General features: G+C 71.2%; 8 protein-coding genes. 3 read left to right on the plus strand and 5 right to left on the minus strand.

Annotation, left to right across the window (positions count from 1 at the left end; genetic code table 11):
• Positions 1-18 precede the first annotated feature (18 nt).
• Positions 19-909 carry an alpha/beta fold hydrolase gene (locus LXT23_RS13390; protein ID WP_253980561.1) on the minus strand — a complete coding sequence of 297 codons (891 nt, stop codon included), beginning with the start codon at positions 907-909 and terminating at the stop codon, positions 19-21.
• 126 nt (positions 910-1,035) lie between these two features.
• On the minus strand, positions 1,036-2,208 hold the full coding sequence (locus LXT23_RS13395; protein WP_323378934.1) for an MFS transporter: 1,173 nt from the start codon (positions 2,206-2,208) through the stop codon (positions 1,036-1,038).
• A gap of 226 nt (positions 2,209-2,434) precedes the next feature.
• Here LXT23_RS13395 and LXT23_RS13400 point away from each other — a divergent pair, with 226 nt between their 5' ends.
• From LXT23_RS13400 to LXT23_RS13410, 3 genes are all read left to right on the plus strand, one after another.
• Positions 2,435-3,424, plus strand: a complete 990-nt coding sequence (locus LXT23_RS13400) for a LysR family transcriptional regulator (RefSeq protein ID WP_253980563.1) — start codon at positions 2,435-2,437, stop codon at positions 3,422-3,424.
• Positions 3,425-3,533: 109 nt separating this feature from the next.
• Positions 3,534-3,941, plus strand: a complete 408-nt coding sequence (locus tag LXT23_RS13405; protein ID WP_253980564.1) for a DUF2141 domain-containing protein — start codon at positions 3,534-3,536, stop codon at positions 3,939-3,941.
• Between the two features lie 9 nt (positions 3,942-3,950).
• Positions 3,951-5,405: a carotenoid oxygenase family protein gene (locus LXT23_RS13410; RefSeq protein ID WP_253980565.1), complete on the plus strand. Its 1,455-nt coding sequence runs from the start codon at positions 3,951-3,953 to the stop codon at positions 5,403-5,405.
• 43 nt (positions 5,406-5,448) lie between these two features.
• Here the strand turns inward: LXT23_RS13410 and LXT23_RS13415 are convergent, their stop codons facing one another.
• The 3 genes from LXT23_RS13415 to LXT23_RS13425 form a co-directional block, all read right to left on the minus strand.
• The gene (locus LXT23_RS13415) at positions 5,449-11,475 is read right to left on the minus strand and encodes an ATP-binding protein (RefSeq protein WP_253980566.1); all 6,027 of its coding nucleotides are present in this window, start codon (positions 11,473-11,475) and stop codon (positions 5,449-5,451) included.
• A 298-nt stretch (positions 11,476-11,773) separates the two neighbouring features.
• Positions 11,774-12,682, minus strand: a complete 909-nt coding sequence (locus LXT23_RS13420) for an endo alpha-1,4 polygalactosaminidase (protein WP_253980567.1) — start codon at positions 12,680-12,682, stop codon at positions 11,774-11,776.
• Positions 12,683-12,797: 115 nt separating this feature from the next.
• The gene (locus tag LXT23_RS13425; protein WP_253980568.1) at positions 12,798-13,937 is read right to left on the minus strand and encodes an oxidoreductase; all 1,140 of its coding nucleotides are present in this window, start codon (positions 13,935-13,937) and stop codon (positions 12,798-12,800) included.
• Positions 13,938-14,240 lie beyond the last annotated feature (303 nt).

Here is a 14,240-nt window from a genome sequence, read left to right on the forward strand (position 1 = left end):
CCCGCCTCCCCTCCCTGCTCAGCTCGCGGTCGCCGCGGTGGGCCCGTGAGCCTCGAAGCGCTTGCCGAAGAACTCCAGCAGCGCTGCGTTCACCTCCCGTGGGCGCTCCAGGTGGAGGAAGTGCCCTGCCCCCTCGAGGAGTCGGAAGGAGAACGGACCGCTGAAGAAGCGCTCCTGGCCGAGGTACGTCTCCGGGCCTGCCGTCCCGTCCTGCGCGCCGTGCAGGTGGAGGGTCGGCACCTCCACGTTGGCCATCGCCCAGCGCCGCGCGCGTCCGAAGGTGAGGGAGGACAGCGCGCGGTAGTAGGAGAGGACCTCGCGCTCGCGCCCCCGCAGCGCCTCCTTCACCGCGGCCAGGTGCGCCGCGTCCTCCTGGTAGCCAGGGGACCACTTGCGCCACAGGCGCTCCACCAGTGCGAAGTTGCTCGCGCGCAGCCGCGCCTCCCCCAGGAAGGGCACCTGGAAGAGGAAGACGTGCGAGGCCCGCCGCGCCTGCGCCGGCACCAGCGAGGCCGGCAGCGAGGCACGCACGTGGGGGATGGCGAGCGAGGCGAAGTGGGAGATGCGCTCGGGCGCCATGCCCGCCGCGACGTAGCCCATCACCCCGCCCACGTCATGGCCCAGCCAGCGGACCGGCCGGCCCGGCGAGTAGCGCTCGGCGAGCTGCAGCAGGTCGCCGACCACCGAGACCGCGTCGTAGCGCCCGCTGCGCGCCACCCCGCTCGGCGCGTACCCCCGCAGCGTGGGCAGCACCACCTGGTAGCCGGCCTCCACCAGGGCGGGCACCTGCTTGCGGAACGTCTCCGGGGTGTCCGGAAAGCCGTGCACCGCCATCACCACGGGCCCCTCGCCCACCACCCGGCACGCGAGGGTCACGTCCTCCAGCACCACTGTCTCTCTGCGGTTCATCGCCTGGCTCCGTGCGTCTTACCCGGGGCGCGCATGCCCCGGGGATTCGCAGCGCGTCCTCGCAGGGGGTGGATGACAGGAGGATGACGGGCGGCACGCCGCGGTGTGGGACATGATTGGAGTGGCTCAGCGGGCCAGCCGTGCTCCCGGAACCAGGCGGACGAGCAAGGCCGCCAGCGCCGAGGCGGTCGCCAGCAGCGTCACGGCCATCCATCCCCACCGGGCCAGCACGAAGCTTCCGCTCGCCGAGCCGATGGACATGCCGATGAACATCCAGACGAACAGCACCGCGTTGAGCCGGCTGCGGGCGGCGGGGTCGATGCCGAAGACGATGGTCTGATGCGCCACGAGCGTCATCTGGGCGCCGAGGTCGAAGCCGATGGCACTGGCGGCAATCAGCCACAGCCGGGTGTGCGGTTCGAGCCACGGCGACGCGAACATCGAGGCGAACGAGAGGACCGTCAGTCCAGCGCCCAGGCGGGTGACCACCTCGGGGCCGAAGCGATCCGCGAGGCGGCCCGCCACCGGCGCGCCGAACGCACCGGCCGCGCCGGCCAGGCCGAAGGCACCGGCGGCCGCGCTGCCCAGGTGGAAGGGGGCGCCATGCAGCATCACGGCAAGGGTGGACCAGAACGCGCTGAAGCCCACCGAGAGCAGGCCCTGGGCCAGCGCGGCCCGGCGCAGGGCACCGTGCCTGTTCCACAGTCCCGCGAGTGAGCCCAGCAGGGCGCCGTACGAGAGCGTGCTCGTCGGCTGGAAGCGGGGCAGGCCGCGCCAGGCCGCCACGCCCACCAGCGCCACGCTGGCGGCGGCAGCCACGTACATGGCGCGCCAGCCGAAGTGCTCGGCGACCCCACCGCTGATGACGCGGGACAACAGGATGCCGAGCAGCAGCCCGGTCATCACCGTGCCGACCACCTTCCCGCGCTCGCGCTCGGGGGCAAGGGTCGCGGCGGCCGGCACGATGTCCTGCGCCAGGGTCGCCGTCAGGCCGACGGCGAAGCTCACCATCAGCAACAGGCGGATGTCCGGGGCGAGGCCGCCCAGCAGCAGCGCCACACTCAGCAGCACGGCCTTGACGACGATGATGCGGCGCCGGTCGAAGCGGTCGCCGAGCGGCGTCAGCAGCAGGATGCCCAGCGCGTACCCCAGCTGCGTGAGCGTGGGCACGAGGCCCACCGCGGTGTCCGAGGCTCCGAGGGCGGCCCCCATCACCCCCAGCATCGGCTGGCTGTAGTAGATGGACGCCACCGACAGCCCGGCGCTCGCGGCCAGCAGCAGGCGCAGGCCGCTCGACAAGTGCCCGCTGCCACCATGGCCGGCGGTCGGGGCCGTGGCGGCCGAGGCTGCTGCGGGCCCGGGGCCGGTTCCGGCGGTTTCATGTACGGCACGAATGAAGGACATGTGATTCACCCTGGCGCTGCGAGTCGAAGCAACAGTGCGCCAGAGGAGGAGGCATCGGTAGTAGCGTGCTCCGCACAGCGGTTATACGGCAAGCGTATGAGCCGCCCTGGAGTGCGCCCTCATGCCCCACCCTTCGAAGCCGGCCCGGCCGCGTGTCTCCCAGCGGCGGGTCCGCCCCCCTACCGCGCCAGCCACCGCCGACCGGCTCGAGTTGATGCAGACCTTCATCCGCATCGTCGACGCGGGGAGCCTGTCCTCCGCCGCCGCGCAGCTGGGCACCACGCAGCCGACCGTGAGCCGGCGGCTCCAGGCGCTGGAGCGCTCGCTGGGGTTGCGGCTTCTCCAGCGCTCCACGCATGCGATGAAGCTCACCGAAGACGGCGCGCGCTGCTACGAACGCGCGAAGGAGCTGCTGGCCAGCTGGGAGATGTTCGAGGCCGACCTGCGTGGCGCGAACAACGAACCGGAGGGCACGCTGCGCGTCGTGGTGCCCCATGCGTTCGGGCAGCAACTGCTGGTGGAGCCGCTGACGGAATACCTGAATCGCCACGCGCGGGTCTCCGTCGAATGGCTGCTGCACGACCGGGCGGTGGATTTCATCGGGGACGCCATCGATTGCGCGATTCACGTCGGCGAGGTGCATGACCCCAGCGTGGTGGCAATCCGCGTGGCCGAGGTGCCACGCATCGTCGCGGCCGCGCCGTCGGTGCTCGCGGGCCTGACCGTGCCGACCCATCCCGACGAGCTCGCACGGCTGCCCTGGCTGTCACTGCGCACGTTCTACCGCAACGAGATATCGCTGACCCACGTGGACACCGGCGAGGTCCAGCCCATCAGCTTCCATCCACGCCTGAGCACCGACAGCCTCTATGCCCTGCGCAGCGCCGCGGTGAACGGCCTCGGCGTCTGCGTGGGCTCGTCCTGGGTCCTCCACGAGGACATCGTGGGCGGCCGGCTCCTGCACCTGGTGCCGCACTGGCGGGCCGCGCCCTTGCCGATGTACCTGCTCTACCCGGCGGCGCGGTTCCATCCGGTGAGGCTGCGCAGGTTCGTGGAGCTGATGCGGAAGACCATCCCGGCGGCCCTGGCGGTGGCCACACGCGAGGGATGAGCTGACGGCCGCGTGAAAAAAGAGCCCACACGTGACTTCCGGCACATGTGGCCATGGGCAGGGCCCTTCATATTGCCTCGCATCCACTCGCCGCACCCCGAGGCACACCATGAAGCTCCTGCTCGCCGCCGCCCTGCTGCTGGCCGCCAACGTCCATGCCGCAACGCTCACCCTGGAGCTCAAGGGTCTGACCCAGAAGTCCGGCCACGTCTTCATCGCCGTGCACTCCAGCGCTGCGTCGTTCAACGGCAAGGGCGAGCCCGCGGCCGTGCGCCGCGTGGAGGTGACCGACACGAAGCTGACCATCACCCTCCCGGACCTCGCGCCGGGGGACTACGCCGTGAGCCTGTTCCACGACGCCAACGGCAACAACAAGCTGGACACCAACCTCATCGGCATCCCCAAGGAGGGCTACGCCTTCAGCAACAACGTGGGCGCGCGCGGAAGGCCCGCGTTCGACGAGGCGAAGTTCACGCTGGGCGCCGACGGCACGACGCTCACCCTCAACGTGTTCTGAGGCGACGCCATGGACCGCCGCACACTGCTGCAGGGGATGGGCGCCGCGCTGCTCGCCGGCTGCACCTCGGGCCTGCGTCCCGCCGCCGCGCCGTCCCGGGCTCCCGACTGGGCCCTGGGCTGGCGCTCCCTGACGACGGACGCGCTGGCGCCCGTGGAAGCACGCGTGCAAGGCCGCTTCCCGGACGCGCTGCACGGCACGCTGTACCGCAATGGCCCCGGCCGCATGGAGCGCGCGGGCCAGCGCGTGAGCCACTGGTTCAACGGCGACGGCATGGTGCAGGCGTTCGGCGTCTCGCCCCGCGGCGTCACCCACCACGGGCGCTTCGTGTCGACCTTCAAGTACCAGCACGAGGAGCGACTGGGCCACTACGCGCTGGGCACCGCCGAGCTGCCCGCGCGCGGCAACGATGCGCACAACACGGCCAACACGTCGGTGCTCATGGTGGGCGGCGAGCTGCTCGCGCTCTGGGAAGCGGGCTCCGCCTACCGGCTGGACCCCGAGACGCTCGAGACGCGCGGCACGAAGGACTGGTCACCGGAGCTCACCGGCGTGCCCTTCTCCGCGCACCCGCTGCCCGAGCGCGACGGCAGCTACTGGAACTTCGGCCTCGCCCCCTACGCGGACGAGCACGGCCTGATGGTGCTGTACCACTTCAGCGCCGACGGGCGGCTGCTTCAGTCCTCACACCTGCCCATGCCCTTCCCCGGCTACGCACACGCCTTCGCGCAGACGGAGCGCCACCTCGTCGTGGTGCTCGCGCCGCTGCTGTGGGAGCAGGAGCGCGGGGTGACGTGGTTCGACGCGGAGGCCTGGCAGCCGTCGCTGGGCACGACGGTGCTCGTGGTGGAGAAGGCGGACCTGACGCGTGTGGTGCGACGGGAGCTGCCCGCGGGCTTCGCCTTCCACTTCGGCCACGCGTGGGAGGACGGGGACCGGCTGCGCGCGTACGCGTGCTGGTACGAGGACGCGCACTTCATGCACCTGACGCTGGACCAGAACGTCCAGGGACGGGTGAAGGGTCTCCAGCCGGCGCTGCTGGCACAGCTGGAGATTCCCCTGGGCGCGGGCCAGGGCCGCGTCACGCGCAGCCCCCACGGCGCGGAATTCCCTGTCGTGGACCCGCGCGTCCCGAGCCGGCGCGGGAGCGCGCACTTCGTCACGCTCGAGACCGCGGACCCGAAGCTCCCGCACAGCGGCGCCATCGCGCGCATCGACGTCGAGCGCGGCAAGGTGCAGCACTTCGACTACGGCCCGGGCATCATCGCCGAGGAGCACCTCTTCGTGCCCGGGGGACCGCGCGAGGGCCAGGGCTGGCTGCTGGGCACGTCACTGGACTGCGTGCGCGGCCAGACGCGCCTGGCGGCGTTCGACGCGGAGCACCTCGACGATGGGCCCGTGGCGCTCGCCACGCTGCCGCGCGCGCTGCCGCTGGGCTTCCACGGCACGTTCCGGAAGGGGTGAGCCGGAACAGCGCGCCTCGTGCCGCCGCTCGAAGGCCGCGGCGTCAACGCGGCGCCGTGGGCCCTCCCGCGGGTGCGTTCCTCGGGAGCACCACCGTGAAGGTGGCCCCTCCCTCCTGCGTTCTCGTCAGCTGGAGGGTTCCGGCGTGGGCTTCCGCGATGTGGCGAGCCATCCACAGGCCCAGCCCGAAGCCCCCGTAGTTCGTGACGGGCGCGGCGCGCTCGAAGCGGCCGAAGATGCGCTCCTCGTCACCGGACGGGACACCTGCGCCATGGTCCGTGATGCGAATCGACGCACGGCCCGCGTCCTCCGCCACGGCGACCTCCACGGGCTGGCCCATCCCGAACTTGAGGGCGTTGTCGAGGAGGCTCTCGACCAGTTGGCGCAACCGCGCACGGTCATAGAGGCCCTCGACGGGCGCGCTCGCGCTGAAGGTGAGGGGGCAGCCCGCGCGCGCGGCCTTCTCGCGCGTCTCCTCGACGACGTTGCCAACGACTGTCGCGAGGTCGAGCGGCTCAAGGGTGAGCTCCAGGCGCCCCGAGACGAGCTCCGCGACGTCGACGAGCTGCTCCACCTGGCGCGTCAGCCGGTGGAGGTGCCGCTCCACGGCAGGCACCCGGGTGCGCACCTCCTCGAGAGGCTGCGTGGCCCGCTCCGCGGAGGTGATGCCGCGAATCAGCGAATGGACGCTCAGCGCCAGCGCGCTCAGGGGCGTGCGCAGCTCGTGGCTCACGACGGCGAGCCACTCGTCGCGCGCCTGCACCTTGGCGCGGAGCTGCTCCTCGGCGAGCTCGTGGCGCGCCACGTCCCGGCGCACGCGCGCCATCTCCAGCTGGGTGCGGACACGGGCCAGCAGCTCCCGCGCCGAGAAGGGCTTCACCAGGTAGTCGTCCGCGCCGCTGTGCAGCCCCTCCACCGTGGCCTCATTGCCCGCCCGGGCGGACAGCAGGATGATGGGGATGGCGCGGGTGCGCTCGTCGGCCCGCAGCGCCTGCACCAGGCCGAAGCCGTCCAGCCCGGGCATCATCACATCGGACAGAATGAGGTCCGGCGGCTGGGTGCGGGCCGCCTCCAGCGCCTGGATTCCGTCTGTCGCCGTCTGGACGTTGGGGAAGCTGCGCCGAAGCAGCCCGGCGACATAGGTGCGCAGGTCCGCGTTGTCGTCCACGAGGAGGATGCGGGCCTGCAGGTCCTCCGGTGGCACCGCGAGCGTGTCGGAGCTGGCGGTGTCCGCCTCGGCCCCGGTGCTCGAGGACCAGCGCTGGGCCTCCTCCAGGAAGGGCGCGGCTCCACTCGGGGACGCGCGCGTCCTGAGCGTCTGCTCGACCCGCTCCCTGGGAAGGTGCGCCGAGCCCCGCGACAGGCGCACGGTGAAGGTGCTCCCCTCCCCCTGCCTGCTCGTCACCGTGATGGTTCCGCCATGCAGCTTCACCAGCTCCTGCACCAGCGCGAGGCCGATGCCGGTGCCCTCATGGCTTCGTCCTTGAGGGGCGCGCGCGCGATAGAAGCGCTCGAAGATTCGCGGGAGCTCTTCTTCGGGGATGCCCACGCCCGTGTCCTGGACGGTGAGCACGGCCTGCATGTCCGCCCACCCGAGGGTGACACGGATTTCTCCCTGGTGGGTGTACTTCACGGCATTCGAGAGCAGGTTCAGGACGATCTGCTCCCACATGTCCGGGTCTACGTAGATGGCCTCGGGCAGCGGTGGGCAATCCACCACCAGGTCCAGGCCCGCGCTTCGCGCGGCGGACTCGAAGGCGCTGGCCAGGCTGCATGTGAAGGTCGAGAGGTCCGTCGGGGAGAAGGTTGCCTGCGCGCGGCCCGCCTCCATCCGCGAGAAGTCGAGGAGGGTGTTGACCAGCTTGTAGAGCCGCAGGGCATTGCGGCGGACCAGCTCGAGCGGCTCTCCTTCCAGGGCCCGCTGCGTCTTCGACAGCGCATCCTCGATGGGGCCGAGAATCAGCGTCAGCGGAGTCCGGAACTCGTGGCTCACGTTGCTGAAGAAGGCGGTCTTGGCCTGGTCCAGTTGGGCGAGCTCCTCCGCCCGCTTGCGCTCCTGCTCATAGGCGCGCGCGCTGGAGATGCTGGCGGCCAGCTGGCGTGCCAGCAGTTGCAGGAAGCCCCGGTACTCGTCATCCAGCGCGCGCAGCGGGCTGAGCCCGACGACGAGCACGCCCGTCGAGTCCGCATCCGCGCCCATCGCCACCGGGAGCACGAGGGCGCGCGTCGCGGGCTCGGGCCAGGGCCCGCCCGGAAGGGGGCCGAACTTCGAGTGGAGGTCTTCGAGCAGGACCTCCTGCCCCGAGCGGGCAACGCTCTCGAGCGGCCAGGAGGCGCTGTCGCCCAGCTTCAGCTCGGTGGGCGCGGCGCGCGCTCCCTGCGTCAGGCCGGCGCAGCTGACCAGGCGGGCCCTGCCCGCGTGGACGGCGTAGAGGAGGGCAAAGGGCACGTCATGGCCGGCCTGCGAGAGGACGTCCCCCAGCGAGCGGTAGATGTCCTCGACCTTCTTGTCGAGGGCCGTCCGGATGGACAGCTCCCGGAGTATCGCCAGCCGCCGGTCACCCACCACCTGCCGCGTCGTCTCGCTCGAGATGGCGAAGAGGCCCGCGATGTCCCCCGACTCGCCGATGGTCGGATTGTAGGACCAGGTGAAGTAGGCCTCTTCCCTCAGGCCGCCGGGGCGGCGCGCGAAGTTGACGTTCCCGTTCTCGATGAACAGGGGCTCGCCCGTCTCGTGTACCCGCTTCATCAGGGGGCCCAGGAGGGTCCACTCCTCGGCCAGCGCCTCGTTCCCGCGCGCCCCCAGCGTCTGCGGATGCTTCGCGCCCAGGATGGGCCGGAACGGGTCGTTGTACAGCATGATGAGCTCGGGCCCCCAGAAGAGGATGATGGGATAGGGGGAGCGGAGCATCGTGCTGACGGACGTGCGCAGCGACTGCGGCCAGCGCTCGGGCGGCCCCAGCGGGTTCTGGGACCAGTCGTTGGAGCGCATCAGGGCGCCCATCTCGCCACCGCCCTGGAGGAAGCGCTCCTCGGAGGCTGGCCGCGCCACGGGCGGCGGCGCCGGGCGGTGAGCGGACGGGACCGCGGACAGGGCCGCCTTCGCCTGCTGGGTCAGCGGCAGTGAGAAGGAGAAGGTACTGCCCGCGCCAGGGAGGCGCTCCAGCTGGATGCGTCCACCATGGCCTTCCACGATGCCCTTCGCGATGGAGAGCCCCAGCCCATGGCCCTCCCGCCGCTTCTGGGCCGCGTGCCAGTAGCGGTCGAAGATGTGGGGTCGCGCCTCGGGAGGGATTCCGGGGCCGGTGTCCGTCACACTGAAGCGGACGTCCCCGGTGCCCGGCTCCGACATGACCCGCACCCGCACGCTGCCGCCCGGGGGCGTGAACTTGAGCGCGTTGGAAAGGAGGTTTCCGAGGACCTGGAGGATGCGCTCCTTGTCGCAGGGCACGGGCGGAAGGCCGGGGGAGACCTCCAACCGGAGCGAGATGCCCTTCTCCGCTGCCTGCGCTTCGAAGGCCTCCCGGACCTCCTGGACCAGGGCCTCCGCCGCATGGGGCCGGGGCTCGAGGGAGAGGCTGCCGGCGTCGATGCTCGCCAGGTCCAGCAGGTCTCCCACGAGCCGGTTCATCCGGCCCACGGAGCGCAAGATGGCGTCCGCGTGCTTGCGTCTGCTGGCATCGCGCTCGTCCTGCCCCAGTGAGCGCTGGAGGAGCTCCGTGGCGGCGCTGATGCTGCTCAAGGGAGCGCGCAGGTCGTGGCTGACGATGGCCAGCGTCTCCTCGCGTGAGCGCGTCGCACGCTCGGCTTCCGCGAGCAGCCGGGTGGCCTGCTCCGCATGGGCGCGCTCGGACTGGACGGCCTGCCGGCGCAGGTGGGACACCATCAACTGAGCGTTGACGCGGGCGAGGAGCTCGTTGGCGGAGAAGGGCTTGACGAGGTATTCGTCGGCGCCGCTCTTCAAGCCCTCGATGGTGGCCTCTTCCCCGGCCCGCGCGGAGAGGAGCACCACCGGGATGGTCTGGGTGCGCGGGTTCCCACGCAGCGCACGGACCAGCTCGAGGCCCGTCATGCCTGGCATCATCACGTCGGACAGGATGAGGTCCGGAGGGTCCGCCTGTGCCGCGGCGAGCGCCCGCGCACCATCGCTCACGGCCTCCACCTTCCCGTGTGGCGACAGCAGGCGCGTGAGGTAGGTGCGCATGTCGGCGTTGTCGTCCGCCACCAGGATGTGCGCCCCCTCCTGGCGCGTGGAGGGGGGCGCCGGAGCCGTGGGCGGCGGCGCGAGCCGGGCGGAGGTCGGGGCGTCGTTCCACTGGGAGGCCTCGGCGAGGAACGCGACAGGTGCCAGCCCGGTGGAGGGTCTCGGCCGGGGGGCACCGAGCTGCTCCCTGGGCAGGTGCGAGGTGCCCACCGGGAGGCTCACGGTGAAGGTCGTTCCCTTCCCGAGGACGCTCCTCACCGCCACCGTCCCGCCGTGCAGCTTCACCAGCTCCCGCACGAGCGACAGGCCGATGCCCGTGCCCTCGTGGCTCCGCCCCTGCGCGCCCTCCACCCGGTGGAAGCGCTCGAAGATGCGCGTCAGCTCCGCCTCGGGGATGCCCGTGCCCGTATCCTGGACGGTGAGCTCCACGTGCCCGCCCAGCCACTTCAGCGCGACACGGATTTCGCCCTCGAAGGTGAACTTGAAGGCGTTGGAGAGGAGGTTGAGGACAATCTTCTCCCACATCTCCGGGTCGACATGGACGGCCTCCGGCAGCGGCGGACACTCCACCACCAGCTCGAGGTCGGCGTTCGCGGTCGCCGAGTCGAAGCTGCTCGCGAGGTCCCGGGTGAGCGCGGCGAGGTCCGTGGGGACGAAGGAGACCTGGGCGCGCCCCGCCTCGATGCGGGCAAAGTCCAGGAGCGTGTTGACGAGCTTCTGGAGCCGCAGGCCGCTGCGGCGCACCAGCTCCTGGCGCTCGCGTTGTCCGGGAGGGAGCGGCTCCCGGACATCCGCGAGGCCGTCCTCGACGGGCCCCAGCATCAGGGTGAGGGGGGTGCGGAACTCGTGGCTGACGTTGCTGAAGAAGGTCGTCTTGGCCCGGTCCAGCTCGGCGAGGGCCTCCGCCCGCTTCTGCTCCTCCTCGTAGGCGCGGGCGTTGCTGACGGCCGTGGCGATGTGGTCCGCCACCAGCCCCAGAAACCCCCGGTAGTCGTCGTCCAGCGGGCGCCGCGCGCTCAGGCCCGCGACGAGAAAGCCGTGGGGACGCTCTGCCCCCCGACGGGAGATGGGCAGCACCCAGGCCGAGTGGGGCGCCTCGGGCCAGGTGCCGCGGGGCAGCTCGCCGAGGCGCGCGCGCACGTCGGAGACGAGCTGGGCGCGCTGGGTGGCCATCGCCTCGGCAAAGGGCCACGCGGGGCGGGCCGGGCCCGAGTCGAATCCCGCGGAGGCGGCGGTGTCCGCGCCCCACCCCGCCGTGGCCACCAGGTGGGGCTGCGCGCTCGTGTCATCCAGCCGGTAGAGCAGGACGAACGGAAGGTCGAAGGGGTTGCCCTCCAGCGCCTGTGCGGCTTCCTGCCAGGCGGCCTCCTCCCGCTTCACATCCCCCGCGCGTGACGCGAGGTCCCTCAGCGTCCGCAGCCGCCGCTCCCCGAGGACGCGGACGGTGGTCTCCATCACCGTGACGAGGACACCCCCGACGCCCGCGCTCTCGTCACGGATGGGGCTGTAGGAGCAGATGAAGTAGCACTCCTCGGTGAACCCATGACGGTCCAGGGGCAGCAGGAAGTCCGTCATGCCGACGGCCTTTCCCTCCATCACCCCTTCGAACATCGGACCGATGATGTGCCAGATTTCCGCGAACGTCTCGCGCGTGCTGCGCCCCATGGCGGCGGGGTGCTTCGTCGAGCCCAGGATGGGGCGGTAGCCGTCGTTGTAGAGCTGGACGAAGTCCGGCCCCCACGCGATGTACATGGGGAAGCGCGACTCGAGCAGGATGCTGACCGCGGTGCGAAGGCTCTGGGGCCAGCGCTCCACGGGACCGATGGCCGTCATCGACCAGTCCGTGGAGCGGATGAGCGCGCCCATCTCCCCCCCACCCCTGAGGACCTCGTCTGCCGTGCGCTCCGTCTCGGAGGAGCGCTCGACAGCCGAAGCAGCCGCTGGGGGGGCCCTGCGCGAATCCGTCGAGTGACTCATCGGAACTTTCGCTACCACACACCGTTTCGGGTCCAAGCCGGATGAGGCAGAAGGTTGGAACCTCAACGCCCGGCCCCTCGCTCCGAATCCCCCGCGAGCGCCTTGCCCGTGGGGGTGGTGGGGCCGGGGGGGCGCTTGCCCGCCCGGGTGCTTGCCGGACGGTCATGCCGCGCGTGTCCCTGCTACCTCACCAGGTGGCCTGGCCGTCTGGGACACATGGTTGGTAGCGGTAACGCCGTGAAGTGGGCCCCACGAGGTTGAGGTCGCGGCGACTCGAGTTGATGTGCCACTGATTCGAGAGGGTGCAGTCCGGGTGGGTGTTGTACTCCACGCTGAAGACAGCCTTGCCCTTCGCGATGAAGCTGTCCTTGAAGAGCTCGCACTCGTCGTACTGCCAGCACTGCTCGGTCAGGGCCCAGTCGAAGTGGTCCACCAGCTCCGGCGCTTCGGTGTTGTTGCCCTTGAGTCCCACCGACAGGCCGAGCGAGTGGGCCATGTCCGCGATGGCCTTGTTGTAGGCATTGTTCTGAGCCTTGGTGATGGGGAAGCCCGAGTCGTTGCTCCAGACCTCCGTCTCATCCGGCTCGACGGCGTCGAAGCCCTTGTTCTTGCACCAGTGGAGCATCCGGTCCCGCATGATGGGCAGGAGGATGTCCATCTGGCGGATGTCGAGCCAGTACGAGCCGTCCCAGCCCTCATCCGCGTTGCCGATGACGGACGCCGGGAAGCGCGCCTTGTCCGAGCGGTAGTCCTCGTAGACGCCCGCATCGAAGTAGCAGATGACGATGACGTCCGGTCCGAGGGCATGAAGCTGCGCGACCGTCTCAGCCGACGTCAGCTCCCCGTCGAGGTCATACACCTTCTTGTGGGGCAGCACGTCGCGCGGGAAGACGAAGTCCTGGGAGAGCTGCCAGTGCCAGTGGATGGGCTGCGCGGGCGTGGGGCGCCACCAGCCCGTCGGAGTTCCGGCATCGGTGACGGAGGTCCCCGCATCCGCGGGCGGTGTTCCCGCGTCCACGAGCGCCGTGTTGACGCTCCCGGCGGAGAGAGAATCGGACGGAGCGCCCTGACCACCGCAACCAAGAATGGGACCCAAGACGAGAGCGGCGACCATCGAAAGTTTCGACACAGTTATCTCCCTGAGCGTGCCCGGCGCGTCCGGCCCCGGGCCGCGGCACGGTCGCCACATATGAGTCATCTGTCATCGGGTTTCAATTGTGACCCGGAGGTCCTGGGACGGACCGCTGTGGCACGGACACGTCGAAGTCCGCGGTGAACTCGGAGCGCTCCTCCGGCGTGAGGTCGGGCGGCTGCTCGCGCCCGCTCTGCGCGGCGAGGACCGCCGCCTCCATGACCGAGACCACGGCCAGCGCCTGCGTGGCCGTCACCGGACTGGCCCCGGAGCCCGACAGCCCCTCCCGCAGTGCGCTGTAGTACCGGAGGTAGTCTCCCCGGGGCGCCACCGTGGGCGTCCCGTTCCGCGAGTCCCCGGTCAGCAGCAGCCCGGGCGCGGGGTCCACGCCCCAGCCCTCGGAGCCCGGACGCCTTCCCGCGCGCAGCTGCTCCTCCTGCGAGTCCATCCCGTACTTGAGCCACGAGCCCTTCGTCCCATGGACGGCGAACCGGGGCAGTCCGCCCGCCACGAGCATGGACGCCTGGAGCACGACGTGCCGGCGCGGATACACGAGGGTGACCTGGCACCAGTCATCCACCTGTGCCCCATCGCGGTGCCGGGCCAGCAGGGCGTGGACCCTGTCCGGCAGGCCGAACAGCTGCAGCGCCTGGTCCACGAGGTGCGGGCCCAGGTCCTGCCAGACGCCCGCGCCCGGCAGCGCCTGCTCACGCCAGCGCTGGCGGACCTCCGGGCGGAAGCGGTCGAACCGCGACTCCACATGCGTGACGTCCCCCAGCAGGCCCGCGGACACCACGGCCCGCAGCGCGAGGAAGTCGCTGTCCCAGCGCCGGTTGTGGAAGACGGACAGCGTGCGCCCGCGCTCATGGGCGAGCGCCCGCAGCGCGCGGGCCTCCGCCAGCGTGACGGTGAAGGGCTTGTCGACGACGACGTGCTTGCCTGCCCGCAGCGCGGTCTCCGCCAGGGGGGCGTGGCTCGCGTTGGGCGTGGCGATGACCACGAGGTCCACGTCTGGATGCGTGGCCGCCTCCTGCGCGGACGACACCAAGGTGGCTTCCGGTAGCCGGGCCCGGACGGCCTCGGGCTGGCTGGAGGCGACGACGCGCAGCTCCAATCCCTCGGTGGCCTGAATCAGCGGGGCATGAAAGGTCCTGCCCGCGAAGCCGAAGCCCAGCAGCGCGACGCGGAGGGGGGCACGTCCTGAAGGGGGAGGAGTCATTGGCAGTGGATTGGAGCACACCGCTGCATCGGCCCGCATGGCCTCGTTGCGAAGCCCGGCATGGGCAGGAGGCGGGCGTCGACGAATACATTGCCCAATGTGAGCGCGCGAAGGGCTTCGCGCGCCCCTGGCGTTCCACGCAGGAAGCCGCGCCCCGAAGGCGGCCGCCAAGAAGAGCCCCGGCGAGGAAGCCCCCTCCCTCCCTCCGCCGCGGAAGCCGGCGGCCAGCAGGGTACCGCCGGGCGGGAAGTCTCCAGCGCGGATGACCTCGGAGGCATCCACCCGCTCGGGACTGTTGTCTTT

It is taken from the genome of Pyxidicoccus xibeiensis, from assembly GCF_024198175.1.
GTDB classification, from domain to species: Bacteria; Myxococcota; Myxococcia; order Myxococcales; family Myxococcaceae; genus Myxococcus; species Myxococcus xibeiensis.